Raw genomic sequence first — 15,582 nt, forward strand, 5'->3', positions numbered from 1 at the left:
TAACCTAACCAATGAAGGAACGTTTCCAGGATCAAAACTTTAGACTAAGTCATTTTCAAACCAATGTCTGGATCATTTGCCCTACTTGTTTGAAAAAAGCAACAGCTAAAGTAGATTATGTGGAAAAGCATGCAAAGTTAAGTTGTTTGCATTGCGGCTATAATAAAGAGACATCTATATGTGATTTATATATGGCCGCTAATGGTTATTTTGGGGCGGAGCTATGGCTAAAGGCACCATTTAAAGATGAAGTATTTTGGGCCTTTAATTTTGAACATTTACTTTACCTGGAAAGTTATATTTCTGCTAATCTTCGCGAGCATAAAGACCGGTCACATTATACGCTTTTAGAAAAGCTTCCGAAATTTTATCATTTAGCAAAAAACAGGGAGGCTCTTTTAAAGTTAATAGAAAAGCTGAAAAACAAAAATTAACTTTCCATCTCCCAAATCATTACCTGCTTATCATCCCCGGTTGAGATCAGGTATTTGCCATCATTGCTCCAAACAATTTTATTGATAGAATGCGTATGGCCAATGCCGGCTTTTTCGAGGCTTAAAATTTTGTACAATTTAAAATTTTCGGCATCCCATAGCTTAATGCTTTTATCCTGGCTACTGGTTGCAAAATAGGGTAGCGTGGGATGGAAAGCAATGTCGTAAACGGTAAACATATGGGCCGGTATATTTTGGAGTAACGCATAATCTGCCAAACTCCAGATTTTCAGTTGTGCATCGCGGCTTCCTGAAATTAAATACCTGCTTTCGGGGTGATAGGCCAGGGCGGTAACCGGAAGCTTATGCCCTTCAAGGTTTTGTTTCAGGCTATAATCGCTCAGGTTATAAATTTTAATCAGGTGATCTTTACAGCCAAAAGCAATCTCTGTTTCATCAGGAGACAGGGCAATGGTCCGCACGGTATCATAAGCGGCCTGAAAGCGGTAAATCTCTTTAAAATCGGTTAACGACCAAACTGCAACTGTCCCATCTTCGCCCGTGGTAATGAGTTCATGCTTAGATGGAACCGTTTTAATGTTAAAAATCGGTTTCAGGTGCGCATTAATGCGGGCAATTACTTCCTGTTTCTTTAAATCGTACACACTAAAAGCACCACTTCTTTCGCCCACAAACAACAAGTGGTTGTAATAATGAAGGCAATAAACAGAGCTTTGTACGGGCATTTTAACCTTAACAAAGGCCATTTCGGCTAATGACCATTCTACAATACCCTTATCGTTACCCGCACTAAAAAATAATTCATCCTGATCAGAAGGAGCAAGGGCATAAACAGGATTTTGGTGGCCGGGAAGTGTTTTGACGTATTTAAGCATTTTTGGAGGTTTAGGGTTTGAAGCTTAGGGTTTTGGGTTTAGGCATCCAGTGCCTTACACCCTCTACCTTTTTATCTTTAACCTTATTTGATTTTCTTAATATTGAATTATTAATTTGCTTTATTGAAATATCCCTATTAAAAGATTCGCAATCTGGAGCCTGAATAAATATAGAATGGAAATAATTATTCCGGTTAATAAGTAAGATTTTGCCTTTTGATAGTTCAGTTTATTTAAGTTTATCAATATAAAACCAATGCATAGGAAAATAATTAATATCAATGCGCTCCATTCGCCTATAAACATATTAAAAGGTAAACTCGCAATTCTATCAGATTCGTCACTCTCTCCTAATACCATCCAAAATATAATAGGGGTAATTAACCAGTAGAATAAAGAGCATATAAAAAAGGCACATCCAAAGACGAGTAAAAAATGCCATACCGATATTTTTGACCTAATTAACTCATTGATTTGGTTCGGTACTTTCAATGCTTCTTAATATTAAATTGCCAGCCTGGCATTTAAGCCTTACGCCTTCAACCTTCTACCTGTTTACCTTTTACCTTATTTATGCCTTTTCTCTAAATTCTTTGCAATATCCTGGATGGACAGGCCTTTTTCTTTCAATAAGAATAACAAGTGGAAAAGCAGGTCAGATGCTTCGCCGATAAATTCTTCTTCGCTTTCGGCCAGGGCAGCAATTACCGTTTCTACACCTTCTTCGCCAACTTTCTGCGCAATTTTGTTTAAACCTTTGCCACGCATTTTGTTGATGTAAGAACCTTCAACCGGGTTTTCATACCGGTCGTTGATGATATTTTCCAGTTCAAAAATGAAATTCTGGTTATAACCTGTTTTAAAGCAACTGCGACTGCCCGTATGGCAGGTAGGGCCAACGGCATCCGCTTTAATCAGAATGGTATCGTTGTCGCAATCAACAAAAAGTTCTTTTACGTACAAAAAGTTGCTGCTGGTTTCACCTTTAGTCCAAAGGCGGTTTTTAGAACGCGAAAAGAACGTAACCTTTCCTTCGGCCTGAGTTTTGGTTAAAGCTTCTGCATTCATATAACCCAGCATCAAAACTTCCAGGGTTTTATAATCCTGAACGATTACGGGGATTAAACCATCAGTTTTATCCCAATCAAGGGAATTAATATCGATTGTCATTTTATTTTTTTATTTCGGAAAGCAGGCTCCCGTTAACGGGACTACCAACCACGGACTAATTTATATTCTAACCGGAATCTGGTTCCTGCTTAATTCTTGTTTTAAATCGGGGATCAGTATTTCGCCATAATGAAATACCGAAGCAGCCAGTGCGGCATCAACATTGGCTTTCTGGAAAACTTCGGTAAAATGATCCATATTGCCTGCACCGCCCGAAGCAATAATCGGGATATTGATCATTTGGTTTATTTTACTCAATAAACCGCAATCAAAGCCCGCTTTAGTACCATCGTGGTCCATAGAGGTTAACAAAATCTCACCTGCGCCTAAATCTTCGGCCTGTTTAATCCAGTTTTCGGTTTCCAGTTCGGTAATTAACCTGCCGCCATTCAGGTGCACCCTGTTCTTCCCATCTACATGTTTGGTGTCGACTGCTAAAACCACAAACTGTACGCCAAAGGCTTTAGCCAGTTCTTCAATCAGTTTAGGGTTTCGTACAGCTGCAGAGTTGATGCTGATTTTATCGGCACCGGCGTTTAACAAGGCCTCAGCATCAGCAATTTCGGTTATCCCACCACCTATGGTAAAAGGAATGTTCAACTGTCGCGCTACCGCTTTAACCATTTCGATCATGGTCTTGCGGCGTTCGTGCGTAGCAGTAATGTCAAGGAAAACCAATTCATCGGCACCTTGCTGCGCGTATTGGGCGGCCAGTTCAACCGGATCACCCGCGTCGCGTAAATCAACAAAGTTTACACCCTTTACTGTACGGCCGTCTTTAACGTCAAGACAGGGTATTATTCTTTTACTTAACATTTGTTTTGGTTTTCGTCACTGCTGGGTGCAGAGCAATCTTAACGCGCAAACATAGCAATCGTTGTAGGATTGCTTCGTACCTCGCAATGACGAGTATTATTATCTTTTTACTAATCCAATTATTGTGAGAACTACTCCAATTAAGAAAACGGGAATACAGAATAGAAATGAATATTCTCCAGTTATTGACATTAATTCTGTAAAATCACCTCGATAGGTGAACATATGCACACCCCATAGCAACATTCCTATTCCTAATAAAGTGATAAGTACTCCTGCAATAAATGTTTTCTTTGATTCCAATTGATTTTAAATCGAACTCAACGCCTTTAAATTCCACTCTTTAATCTCTTCAATGGTAATCCGGTTTTCGTAAATGGCTTTTCCAACTACCACACTTCTGATCGGGTATTTGGCCAGTTCGTAAATATCGTCCATTGAGCTTACCCCGCCAGAAGCAATTAATTTGATCATGGGTGAGTGTTCCAGTAATTTTTGGTATAATTCAATTGCTGCGCCTCCTAATTTCCCGTCTTTGCTGATATCGGTACACAGGAAACGGAAAAAACCTAAAGCCAGGCATTTATCCACATAATCCATCAGTTTAATGGGTGAGCTTTCCATCCAGCCCGAGTATTTAATTACTTCGTCCAAAACATCAATGGCAATAACGATGCGGTTGGCATAATCGTTTTTTTTGGCAAAAGCTTCGCTCAGCTGAGGCAAGAAATCAGGGTTGGTAATGGCTTGTGTACCTACAATTACACGGTGAATACCCGCATCAAGGAGGTTGGTCACCTGCTCAATGGTACGGATGCCGCCGCCATATTGTACTCGCATTTCTGTTTTTTTAATGATCTCGAAAAGTGATTTCTGGTTGCTGAAATCGCCTTTTGCACCGTTCAAATCAATAATGTGGATAAAATCGGTACCGTTTGAACGGTATTTTTCGATCATATCGGCAATAGAAACATCGTATTCAGTTTTCTGGTTGTAATCGCCTTCGCGCAAACGGACAACCTTTCCATCTAAAATATCAATAGCAGGTATTATATACATCTTATAAGCTTAAGTTTGAAAAATTTTTTAATATTAACTCACCGGCTTTCCCTGATTTCTCGGGGTGGAACTGAACGCCGTAAAAATTGTCCTTTTGTACCGCTGCCGAAAAGGTTAAACCATAATCAGCAGATGCAATGTCAAAAGTAGGGTTATATTCAATAAAGTACGAATGCACAAAGTAAAATTGTGTATTATCTTCAACACCTTCAAACAGTGAATTGTTTTTAGGGCTTACGGCATTCCAGCCCATGTGTGGGATTTTGATATTCAGTGTTTTATCAAATTTTTTGGTCTTTACGGGCACAATGTCCAACAGGTCGGCATTACCTTCTTCCGAATGTTCGGTTATGAGCTGCATGCCCACGCAAATGCCCAGTACAGGTTTGGTCAGTTTTTTTATGGCTTCAACCAGGCCGGTATCCTTTAGTTTTTCCATGGCTGCACCCGCATGGCCCACCCCCGGGATGATGATATGGCTGTATTTTTCAAGGTCGGCTTCAGTATCAACCATGCCATACTGGAGGTTTAAGCGGTCTAAAGCTGCGGTTAGCGAGAAAATATTGCCGGCGCCGTAATTTATTATTCCAATCATTTTAGTATTTAATATCCAGTATCAAGACGAAAGGCTGTCAACCTAATGTCGATAAAATTAACTTTATATCTTTTATTTATAAAGGTTTGAAAATGAATGTCAGTTTTTTATAGGTTCTGTAGTCCCGCTATCGCTTATAGTCCTCGCTACCCTGTGGGCTATTCCGCTCTATCGGGTTTATTCAACAACGGGTGAGCTCAAAACCCTCAACCTTAAACCTTTCTGCCTTCCACCTTCCTTATAACATGCCCTTTGTACTTGGTAATACCATTTTCTCGGCATCGCGTTTTACGGCCATTTTTATGGCTTTGGCAAATGCTTTAAAAATAGCTTCAATTTTGTGGTGTTCGTTTTCGCCTTCGGCTTTAATATTCAGGTTACATTTTGCGGCATCACTGAATGATTTAAAGAAATGGTAAAACATTTCGCTAGGCATATCGCCTACTTTTTCGCGTTTAAATTCAGCATCCCAAACAATCCAGTTCCTGCCCCCAAAATCGATGGCTACCTGCGCCAGGCAATCGTCCATTGGTAAGCAAAAACCATACCTTTCAATACCTAGTTTATTGCCTAAACCTTTAGCAAAAGCCTCGCCCAGGGCAATTCCGGTATCTTCTATGGTGTGGTGCTCATCAATATGTAAATCACCTTTGGCAATCACCTCTAGGTCTACACTGCCATGTCTGGCAATCTGGTCGAGCATGTGATCAAAAAAGTTAAGACCCGTTTCTATTTTCGCTTTTCCGGTACCATCCAAATCAAGGTTAATGGTAATATCGGTCTCGTTGGTTTTGCGTACATGGTTAATTTTCCTGCTTCCTGCTTTTAACAGGTTGTAGATGTCTTCCCATTTCCGGGTTTCTAAAACAATAACGTCCAATAAGGTTTCGTGTTTGTCTAAAGCTTCGGTTGATCCCAATGCATCATTCTGGCGAAGGAATATCGCCTTTGCACCTAAATTTTTAGCAAGGATCACGTCGTTTAACCGGTCGCCAATTACGTAAGAGTTTTGTAAATCATAGTCGCCGGTAAAATATTTGGTAAGCAAAGCCGTGCCGGGTTTACGGGTAGGAGCATTGTCTTTGGCAAAAGTACGGTCGATCACAATCTCGCTGAAATTAACACCTTCACCAGCAAAAGTATCTAACATGAAATTATGGATAGGCCAGAAATTTTCTTCAGGATTTGAAGGAGTTCCCAGGCCATCCTGGTTCGTTACCATCACCAGTTCGTAATCCATTTCACTGGCAATTTTCGACAGGTAATATAGCGAACGCGGATAAAATTTTAGTTTGGCGAAACTGTCTACCTGCTCATCTTCCGGTTCGATGTTCAATGTACCGTCGCGATCGATAAATAATACTTTTTTCATGATAAGTTTTTTAATACAGTTAACAGTTTATCGTTCTCTTCTTTTGTGCCTACAGTAATGCGTAAACAGCCTTCGCAAAGTGTCACCTTTGAACGGTCGCGCACGATGATTCCTGCATTGACCAGATCGTCGTAAATTTTAAGGGCATTGGTTACTTCTGCCAGTACAAAATTTGCATCAGAAGGATAAACTTTTGTTACGATTTTGAGGTCGTTTAAAGCGATAGATAAACGCTGTCTTTCGGCAACAGATTCTTTAATCCATTCGTTCACCTGTGCGATATTTTTTAGTGCTTCAAAAGCTAAATCCTGGGTGGCCTGATTGATGTTATAAGGTGGTTTAATTTTGTTTAAAACATCGATCACTTTTGTTGAAGAAAATGCCATGCCCAAACGTAAGGCGGCAAGTCCCCAGGCTTTCGAAAAAGTCTGCAAAACGACCAGGTTTCCGTACTCGGTTAGCTCTTGTATAAAGGTCTTTTGACGGGCGTAATTAATGTAGGCTTCATCTACCACAACGATGCCATTAAAGTTGGCTAAAATCGTTTCAATATCTGCACGGTTAATCGAATTTCCGGTTGGATTATTTGGCGAACAAATGAAAATTAATTTCGTGTTTTTATCAATCTTTTCTGCAATCTTTTCCATGTCTAACTGGAAGTTCGGAAGCAGGCTAACCTTGCGGATTTCAACATCATTTATATTTGCTGAAACTTCGTACATGCCGTAAGTAGGAGGCAAAATAATTACATTGTCTTTACCTGGGTTACAGAAGGCCCGAAATAATAAATCGATGGCTTCGTCGCTACCATTTCCCAGGAAAGTATTCTCAATAGGCACGCCTTTTATTTTGCTTATGGCATCCTTTAAGTCCAGTTGTAAGGGATCCGGATAGCGGTTATAATTGGCTGGTAAAGGCGAGCCATAACTGTTCTCGTTGGCATCTAAAAAAATTGATGCCTGGCCTTTAAACTCGTCCCGGGCAGTAGAGTAGGGGCGAAGGTTTTTTATATTTTCTCTTACTAAATCGTTAATGTCCATTATTTGAGGTAAAAGGTAAAAGGTAAAAGGTAAAAGGTAAAAGGGTTGGCGATTTGCCTAAAGCTTTCTACATTATACTTTCTACAGAATTTATTAAATGACTTAATCTTATTTCAGTTTTATTTTATGCTAATTTATCTCCTGACTTCCGACTCCGGACTCAAAATTTAACCTGATACTCACTGCATTCTTGTGCGCTTCCAGTCCTTCTGCTGCTGCGAGTGTTTCAACAGTTGTACCAATGTTGTTTAAACCTTCGGTTGACAGGTGCTGAAAAGTGATTTTTTTAATAAAAGCATCAACAGAAACACCTGAGTATGCTTTTGCGAAACCACTGGTTGGTAAGGTATGGTTGGTACCTGAGGCATAATCGCCTGCACTTTCGGGTGTCAGGTTGCCTAAAAATACCGATCCGGCATTGGTAATCAATGGGATAAGCTTTTGGTACTCCTCAGTGGCCAATATTAAGTGTTCTGGTGCATATTCGTTTGAAAACTGCATCGCGAGCGCTATATTATCGGTTAGAACTGCATAAGAATTGTCGATAGCTTTGGCGGCAATGTCTTTTCTTGGCAGGATAGTAAGTTGTTTTTCAACCTCTTTTATTGTTTCAGCTATAATATCATTAGAGGTAGAAACCAATATAGCCTGACTATCAGTTCCGTGTTCTGCCTGTGCAAGGAGATCTGCGGCCACAAATGACGGAATGGCAGTTTCATCAGCTACTACCAATACTTCAGATGGACCTGCAGGCATATCAATAGCCACCTTGTTTTGCACCATGGTTTTGGCTGTAGTTACATAGCGGTTACCCGGGCCAAATATCTTGTATACCTGTGGTACAGATTCGGTTCCGAAAGCCATTGCAGCTACGGCTTGTGCGCCACCTATCATGAATATTTTTTCGATACCCAGCAGCACCGCGCAGTAAGCCAGGTAGCAATTGGTTTTGCTATCCTGCTGTGGTGGCGAGCATACAATTATTTCTTTGCAGCCTGCAATAAGCGCCGGTGTTGCCAGCATTAAAAAGGTACTCGGTAACACCGCTGTTCCACCCGGGATATAAAGCCCGACCTTTTCAATTGCCCTGGCTTCCCGCCAGCAAACCACACCAGGCATGGTCTCCACTTTATCTTCTTTTTTTAATTGCGACAGGTGAAAATTTTTGATGTTTTCGTAAGCGGTATCTATAGCCTTTTTTGCATCAGCGGGAATGGAAGCTGCAATGGCTTGTAATTCTTCGCGGTCTAAAAAAAGCTTTTTCAGTTCAACTTTGTCAAAGGTTTTTGCGAAATTAAAAAGGGCTTGGTCGCCATCCTCTCTTACCGTTTTTATGATGTCGGCAACACGGCTTTCAACCAATTTATCGTCTTCGATCTGCCTTGAACAAAGTTCTTCAATTTTTGATTTAGATAAATCTTTATAATTGTAGATTTTCAATGTTTTATGTTTTAAAATTAACTAATAGTTAATGTATAATTATTCGATTTTACCTGATTATTTTCTCAATTGGCATAACCAAAATGCCTTCAGCACCGGCAGCTTTTAAGTTATTTATTTTATCCCAGAAATCGGCTTCGGCAATTACCGAATGTACAGCTACCCAGTTCGGTTCGAAGAGTGGAACTACCGTTGGACTTTTAACACCCGGAAGAAGATCGACCACTTTTTGAAGGTTATCTTTAGATACATTCAGCACTACATATTTGTTCGATTTTGCACTGAGTACCGAGCGGATCCTTTGCAGTAATTCTTCCACTTCTGGATTGCCGGCTACCGATTTATTTCCGATTAAAACGGCTTCCGATTGCATCACATCTGCAAATGGTTTTAGTCCGTTGCTCTTTAATGTTCCGCCGGTAGAAACGATATCAAAAATGGCGTCGCTCAAGCCTAAACCCGGGCCAATTTCTACCGAACCGGAGATGGTCCTGATGTCAGATTTTACACCATTTTCAGTTAAGAATTTTTCGAGGATTACAGGGTAAGAAGTAGCTATGGCTTTACCGTTCAGTTCTGATAAATTTTGAATGGTGCTGGTGGCCTGAACAGCAATTTTTAAGGTGCATTTTCCAAAACCCAGTTTTTGCAGGTAATCAACTTCGGCTTTGGTTTCTACAATTACATTTTCGCCAACAATGCCCAGGTCGGCAATCCCATCCTGTACATATTCCGGAATATCATCATCACGCAGAAAAAGAATTTCTAAAGGAAAATTGGTAACAGTTGAAATGAGCGAGCTTTTGTAGTTTTCGAATGCTAAACCACAGTTTTTAAGTATTTCTACAGATTTTTCGTTTAATCTACCCGATTTCTGGATAGCAATTTTAAGTGTTTTCAAAGTATTGAATATAGAGTGGACAAGAAATTATTTTACGGAAAAAACGTTTTGAAGTACAAAACAAACATATATCATCGCCTATCGGCGATGGTGTAGATGTAAGTGATGGTTCAAAGTTAAGTTCATAAATTTATTTCTGCCAATATCAATGCTTTAGCTGATTAGCGATGGCAAATATAGTGTTTGAAATGGTAAAACAAAAAATAATGGCACTTAATTTGTCATTATGCTGTTTTTATTGCTAACAACCCTTATTTTGTATTAAATTTTTAACAAATTGAAAAAATTTCGCTTTCTGATTTTGCCCCTTTTACTATTCATTTCTGCCTGCGGATGGTTTAAAAGCCCGCCCGAGGTTGGAAAAGTGCTGTCAGCACATTTTAATAACAAAATGTACAAGGATTTCGATACGGCAGCTTACGACAGCATTTTTGTTAAAACAATGGATAGTCTTTCAGGCAAATTCATCAATCCGAAAACAATCAAGGCGTTTTATAAGCATAATTATAACCAACCTCAACTGGTTACCCGTTTTTATACCCATGGCGAGCTCGATTCACTTGTAGTTTATCTGAATGGAAGTGCGGTGCATGGCTTTAACCCCAAAATATTTAAGGCTAATGAGATTTCGGATTTGCTGGAGGTATTAAGTGCTAATAAATTTAAAAAGGTTGAAGAGAGTTATCCGGTTATTGCTAAACTTGAACTTTTATCGGCTAATGCCTATTTAAATTACACCAATTATTTAAAGTATGGCGTGGTAAATCCGCGTAATATTTTCTCGCGTTATTACATCAAAGTGGGGCGTCCGGATAGTGCGGGTATGGTGAAACTTTTAGAAGGAAACGACCTGGTTGAAAACCTCAAATCTGCTCAGCCGAAATCGCCGCAATATAAAGCGTTGCAGTCTGCATATTTGAACGCAGATTCAGAAAGTGAAAAGCGAATTTTATTGCTGAATATGGAGCGCTTCAGGTGGCAGATGCCTGCTACCGGAGATAACTATGTACAGGTAAATATTCCCGACTTCAGGCTTACCTGGTTAGATCAATTGGATACCGTAATTTCGATGAAAGTTTGCGTGGGCGGGAAGCGCGAAAATGGTTACGAAGAGAAGCTAAAAGCCTTTGCCAAATCGGGCAATTTAGACGATAAACCAAAGAACCACGAAACCCCTTTATTGTTCAGTAAAATCAACTCCATTCAGGCCAATCCAATCTGGAATATTCCGGTGAGTATTGCCCAGAGCGAGATCTATTGGATGGCCAGGAAAGATCCTTTTTATTTGTCGAACAGCAATATTAAAGTTTACTATAAAGACAAGCTGATTGGGGAGCCTGATACCATTAACTGGAATCGTTATTCGAGGGATAAATTACCCTTTAAATTTAAGCAGGGATCAGGAGGTGGAAATGCGCTGGGTAAGTTCAAATTTATTTTCGATAACAGCTCGAGCATTTACCTGCACGATACCAATAATAAAAATGGCTTTAATTTAACCAACCGGGCCATCAGTCATGGCTGTGTGCGGATTGAAAAACCGCTGGAGTTTGCCAGGCTCCTGGTGAAAGATACATATACTTACGATAAACTGAGGGCTGAGGTAGATTTACCTCCTGTTGATAGCACACATATGAAGTGGTACCAAAAAAGGATGGCCCAAAAAGCCGATACACTTAAAACCTTCCAGCTAAAGCCAGCCTGGTTCGCACCTAAAAACCCGGTACCCTTAATCATTACCTATATTACCGCCTGGGCGCAGAACGATAGGATCGAATACCGCCCGGATGTTTACGGAATGGACGAAAAACTTTGGGCTGCAATGAAGAAGTATCGATAAGAAAGCTTTATTTTGCACCATGCAAGAAAAACCAACCTTTAACCACCAGGCCGATTTGGTAAACAGCGCAATCCGTTTTATCAACTCGTGGTTTAAGCAATCTAAAACCATCACTGCAGAACTGAGCGACTTCTTTATCCTTCCGGGAAGTAAAGTAATTGGTAAAGAGGTGATTGTTGCCCGGTTAAAAGGAATTTTCGGTCAATCAGATGAATATGTTGGCGGACGCTACGATATCATTGACGTAAATTACGAACTGATGGGTGCAGAAAAAGGAATGGGGTTTGTAGAGGGGGTTGCCGGTTTTAGGGCAGTGTTAAAAAATGAATCAAAAATTATCAGTGGTCCGTTCAAGCTTTATTTTGCCCTTCAAAATGGCAGTTGGAAAATTGTGAATATCGAATTTCCCGGGTTTGGTTATTGATCCCGTACCATTTATTTTTGCCAATATTAACATTAAGATAGTCATCCTGAACCGAACTTTAGCGGGTTCAAAGAAGGTAATTCATTCAGGGGCTATTTTGCAAGAAAGATGCTGACCACGAAATAGCTACAAGGCAATGAAACACTATTTTACTTGTAAAATAAATTCAGCATGACGATCGTATAGGCAAAGAAACTGAAAAATAAGTTTAACCCTAACCTATTCTGATCAATAATAATTAATAAGGAATTCATCACAGTTCCATATTTTTTCTATCTTTGGTTTTTAATGAATTTCCTGTATCCGGGCTTTCTTTTTGCGCTAATATCGGTTGCTGTTCCGGTTATTATTCATTTATTCAATTTTAGGAAGTTTAAAAAGGTTTATTTCTCCAATGTTCAGCTTTTAAAAGAAGTAGAGCAACAAAACTCATCAAAGGAAAAACTTAAAAACCTGTTGATCCTGTTATCCCGGATTTTAGCTATCACCTTTTTGGTGCTGGCATTTGCCCAGCCTTACATTCCGGACCATCATCAAAAAACAACGGTGGCAAATAACATCATCAGCGTTTACATCGATAACTCTTACAGCATGGAGGCCATTAATAAAGATGGTAGCCTGCTTGATGAAGCCAAACGCAGGGCTAAAGAACTCGTTAAAGGTTTCGGGATCAACGACCGTTTTCAGCTTTTAACAAATGATTTTGAAGGGAAACATCAGCGTTTACTGAACCAGGAGGCTTTTTTGAAAGCTTTGGATGATGTAAAAATATCTGCTGCCACCCGCAATCTCCAACAGCTTTTGAACAGGCAGGGAAATATTTTAACCGGAGCTGAAAATAAGTACAGCTTTTTAATCTCCGATTTTCAAAAAAATATTTCCGCGGCCAACAAACTCGAAACCAGACCCGATATTCAATACTCGTTTTTAAAGCTTAATGCGAATATTTTGCCCAATGTGGCCGTTGATAGCGTTTGGATCCTTTCGCCAAATCATCAACCTGGTGCGAATGAGCGCCTGGTGGTACAGCTAAAAAATTATTCGGAAGAAGAGGCTAAAAATATTCCTTTAAAATTAAGCATCAACAACCAGCAGAAAGGTTTGGGCGCTGTTACTATACCCGCAGGAAAAACGGTGAAAGATACCTTAAACTTTTCGGGACTTGCTGCAGGATGGCAAAAAGGGATGATCACCATTAAAGACTTTCCGGTAACTTTTGATGATACACTTTCGTTCAGTTTCAAGGTAGATGAAAGTTTCCCTGTCTTAAGCATTAATGGATCTAATGCCGGTAACTACATTAAAGCTTTATTTGCAACCGATGCTTATTATAAGCTTACTGAAAATGCCGAAAGCAATATAAATTATAGCAATTTTGCCAATTATGGCTTAATTGTGCTGAATGGATTGAAAAATCCCTCAACGGGTTTAGCGCAGCAGCTTAAAACCTACCTTAATGGAGGTGGAACGGTTATCCTCTTTCCTGATCTTGATGCCGATATCAAGGTATATAACTCATTTTTAAGTGCATTGTCGCTGCCAACAATCCAGGCACTTACTACCACCGCTACAAAAGTTGATCAAATTGACCTTCAAAACCCGATTTTTAAAACGGTTTTTGAGGAAATTCCGAAAAATCTCGATCTGCCGGCAGTTACGCGTTACTATTCTTTCAGTGAAACAAATACTTCCAATAAAGAAGATATCATGATGTTGCCCGGCAGGAAATCATTTTTCTCCAAATATGGCATCGGCAATGGTCAGTTCTATTTGGCTGCGTCCGGCTTAAATGCAAATGATGGTAACCTGGCCCGTCACCCGGTTTTTGTACCCTTAATTTACCGCCTGGCATTAAGTGGCGGGAATGAAATGCCGTTATATTATAATCTTGGCAAGGATAACGCATTAGTTAGTAAAAAGATTAGCTTGGGTAAAAACCAGACCTTAAAAATTATAGCCGATCATTTTGAAGCCATCCCGGAAATGAGACAGACCGATGGTAAAACGCTGATTTATATTGCCGATCAGATTAAAAATGCGGGGTTTTATAACCTAAAGCTTGCCGATTCGTTGCTTGCCGTTTATGGTTTTAACAATGACCGGACCGAATCTGATCTGCATTATTTAAGTAAAGCAGCACTTGAGCAGTTAGCAGGTAAAAGTAACCTGAAAATATTCGATACTGATAAGGATGCCGTTAAATTAATTGCCGGCGGTAATAAAATCGGGCAAACATTATGGAAACTTTGTCTAATTTTGTCGCTGATTTTTATTGCAGCAGAAATTTTGCTCATCCGATTTTTTAACAACACAAAAAGAACAATATGAATCTCCTGGTTAAAAATGTAACCATTGCCGATCCGCAGAGTCAATTTAATCACCAGCAATGCGATGTCCGGGTTGAAAATGGTACGATTAAAAACATAGGTAAATTAACAGCCGATAAAAACGAAACCATTTTTGATGCCCAGGGCGCTTTTTTAACGCCTGGTTTTTTCGATCTGAACTGTGCGGCAGGCGATCCGGGCTTTGAAACCAGAGAAGATATACAAACCCTGACAGCTACTGCCCAGGCAGGTGGTTTTACAGGATTGGCTTTGTTGCCGCATACCAGTCCGGTGGTGCAGTCAAAATCCCAGGTAGAATACATTATCAATAGGGCCAAAAATAACCTGGTTGATGTTTTGCCTGTGGGTGCCATTAGCCAAAACCGCGAAGCTAAAGAACTTGCTGAGCTATTTGATATGCAACAGGCGGGAGCAGTTGCCTTTTCTGACGGCGATAAAGCGTTGCAGGATGATGGTTTTATGAGCCGCGCCTTACAATACGCTAAAGGTTTTGATGCCTTATTGATGGTTTACCCGGAAAATAAATCGATTGCAGGCAAATCGCAGATCAATGAGAGCAAAAATTCTGTGCTTTTGGGGATGAAAGGTTTACCCGCTTTGGCAGAAGAGCTGCATATTTCGCGCGATATTTTCCTGGCAGCTTACAACGAAACCAAAATCCACATCAGCAATATTTCAACTGCTGGTGCAGTGGCCCTGATCCGTAAAGCCAAGAAAGATGGCGTGCAGATCTCATGCGACGTAACTGCCCATCACCTCGTATTTACAGAAGAACTTTTAAGCGATTTTGACAGCAATTATAAAGTTAAACCACCCTTGCGCGGTAAAGCGGATGTGAAAGCTTTAATCGCTGGTTTAAAAGATGGAACCATTGATGCCATTACCTCGCAGCACCGTCCGGAAGAAATCGAATTTAAAAATGTAGAGTTCGAAATTGCCCATTATGGCATCGTTGCCTTGCAAACCGTATTGCCATTATTGCTGAAGGCAGGATTAGATATTGCTTTAATTGCCGAGAAATTAGCCATTAATCCACGTAAATTGTTAAATTTAACAGTTCCGGTAATAGAAGAAGGTGCCAAAGCCAACTTTACGGTATTTAGTGCTACCGAAAAGTGGCTGTACAATGCAGCGGGCAATTATTCTAAATCGGCAAACAGTCCTTTACTGGGTACCGAGCTTACGGGTAAGGTAAAACTGGTTTGCAACAATAACCAATACTGGTATCATTAGTTAAAGGTTGTGTG

14 protein-coding genes are annotated in these 15,582 nt (G+C 40.0%); 5 read left to right on the plus strand and 9 right to left on the minus strand.

Annotated features, from left to right (window positions below):
• Nucleotides 1-11 precede the first annotated feature (11 nt).
• Nucleotides 12-434: a hypothetical protein gene (locus tag GGQ60_RS10135; protein WP_183763206.1), complete on the plus strand. Its 423-nt coding sequence runs from the start codon at nucleotides 12-14 to the stop codon at nucleotides 432-434.
• Here the strand turns inward: GGQ60_RS10135 and GGQ60_RS10140 are convergent.
• The 9 genes from GGQ60_RS10140 to hisG form a co-directional block, all read right to left on the minus strand.
• A complete protein-coding gene (locus tag GGQ60_RS10140) occupies nucleotides 431-1,330 on the minus strand; it encodes a WD40 repeat domain-containing protein (protein WP_183763208.1) in 900 nt (299 codons plus the stop codon). The genes GGQ60_RS10135 and GGQ60_RS10140 overlap by 4 nt on opposite strands.
• Nucleotides 1,331-1,897: 567 nt before the next feature.
• Nucleotides 1,898-2,500, minus strand: coding sequence for a bifunctional phosphoribosyl-AMP cyclohydrolase/phosphoribosyl-ATP diphosphatase HisIE (gene hisIE / locus GGQ60_RS10145; protein ID WP_183763210.1), 603 nt, complete (start codon nucleotides 2,498-2,500; stop codon nucleotides 1,898-1,900).
• Between the two features lie 60 nt (nucleotides 2,501-2,560).
• Complete coding sequence (gene hisF / locus GGQ60_RS10150; RefSeq protein WP_183763212.1) at nucleotides 2,561-3,316, minus strand: imidazole glycerol phosphate synthase subunit HisF; 756 nt, start codon at nucleotides 3,314-3,316, stop codon at nucleotides 2,561-2,563.
• Nucleotides 3,317-3,625: 309 nt separating this feature from the next.
• Nucleotides 3,626-4,375, minus strand: a complete 750-nt coding sequence (gene hisA / locus GGQ60_RS10155; protein ID WP_183763215.1) for a 1-(5-phosphoribosyl)-5-[(5-phosphoribosylamino)methylideneamino]imidazole-4-carboxamide isomerase — start codon at nucleotides 4,373-4,375, stop codon at nucleotides 3,626-3,628.
• A gap of 1 nt (nucleotide 4,376) precedes the next feature.
• Nucleotides 4,377-4,970 (minus strand): imidazole glycerol phosphate synthase subunit HisH, encoded by a 594-nt coding sequence (gene hisH, locus GGQ60_RS10160; protein WP_183763218.1) that lies wholly within the window; start codon nucleotides 4,968-4,970, stop codon nucleotides 4,377-4,379.
• Nucleotides 4,971-5,208: 238 nt separating this feature from the next.
• Nucleotides 5,209-6,342, minus strand: a complete 1,134-nt coding sequence (hisB, locus tag GGQ60_RS10165; RefSeq protein ID WP_183763221.1) for a bifunctional histidinol-phosphatase/imidazoleglycerol-phosphate dehydratase HisB — start codon at nucleotides 6,340-6,342, stop codon at nucleotides 5,209-5,211.
• A complete protein-coding gene (gene hisC / locus GGQ60_RS10170) occupies nucleotides 6,339-7,382 on the minus strand; it encodes a histidinol-phosphate transaminase (RefSeq protein WP_183763224.1) in 1,044 nt (347 codons plus the stop codon). The genes hisB and hisC overlap by 4 nt, the downstream gene beginning before the upstream one ends.
• A gap of 129 nt (nucleotides 7,383-7,511) precedes the next feature.
• Entirely contained in the window at nucleotides 7,512-8,822 is a 1,311-nt protein-coding gene (gene hisD / locus GGQ60_RS10175) for a histidinol dehydrogenase (protein WP_183763227.1), read from the minus strand.
• Nucleotides 8,823-8,871: 49 nt separating this feature from the next.
• Nucleotides 8,872-9,723, minus strand: a complete 852-nt coding sequence (hisG, locus tag GGQ60_RS10180) for an ATP phosphoribosyltransferase (protein WP_183763229.1) — start codon at nucleotides 9,721-9,723, stop codon at nucleotides 8,872-8,874.
• Nucleotides 9,724-10,114: 391 nt separating this feature from the next.
• Between hisG and GGQ60_RS10185 the strand changes: the two genes are divergently transcribed.
• The 4 genes from GGQ60_RS10185 to GGQ60_RS10200 all read left to right on the plus strand — a co-directional run bounded on the left by GGQ60_RS10185 (nucleotide 10,115) and on the right by GGQ60_RS10200 (nucleotide 15,568).
• A complete protein-coding gene (locus GGQ60_RS10185; protein WP_229685029.1) occupies nucleotides 10,115-11,563 on the plus strand; it encodes a L,D-transpeptidase family protein in 1,449 nt (482 codons plus the stop codon).
• Between the two features lie 19 nt (nucleotides 11,564-11,582).
• On the plus strand, nucleotides 11,583-11,987 hold the full coding sequence (locus GGQ60_RS10190) for a hypothetical protein (protein WP_183763234.1): 405 nt from the start codon (nucleotides 11,583-11,585) through the stop codon (nucleotides 11,985-11,987).
• Nucleotides 11,988-12,275: 288 nt separating this feature from the next.
• Complete coding sequence (locus GGQ60_RS10195) at nucleotides 12,276-14,315, plus strand: BatA domain-containing protein (protein ID WP_183763236.1); 2,040 nt, start codon at nucleotides 12,276-12,278, stop codon at nucleotides 14,313-14,315.
• A complete protein-coding gene (locus tag GGQ60_RS10200) occupies nucleotides 14,312-15,568 on the plus strand; it encodes a dihydroorotase (RefSeq protein ID WP_183763239.1) in 1,257 nt (418 codons plus the stop codon). Before GGQ60_RS10195 ends, GGQ60_RS10200 begins: the two co-directional genes overlap by 4 nt.
• The last annotated feature ends 14 nt before the right edge of the window (nucleotides 15,569-15,582 follow it).

Source organism: Pedobacter zeae (assembly GCF_014196715.1).
GTDB lineage: Bacteria > Bacteroidota > Bacteroidia > Sphingobacteriales > Sphingobacteriaceae > Pedobacter > Pedobacter zeae.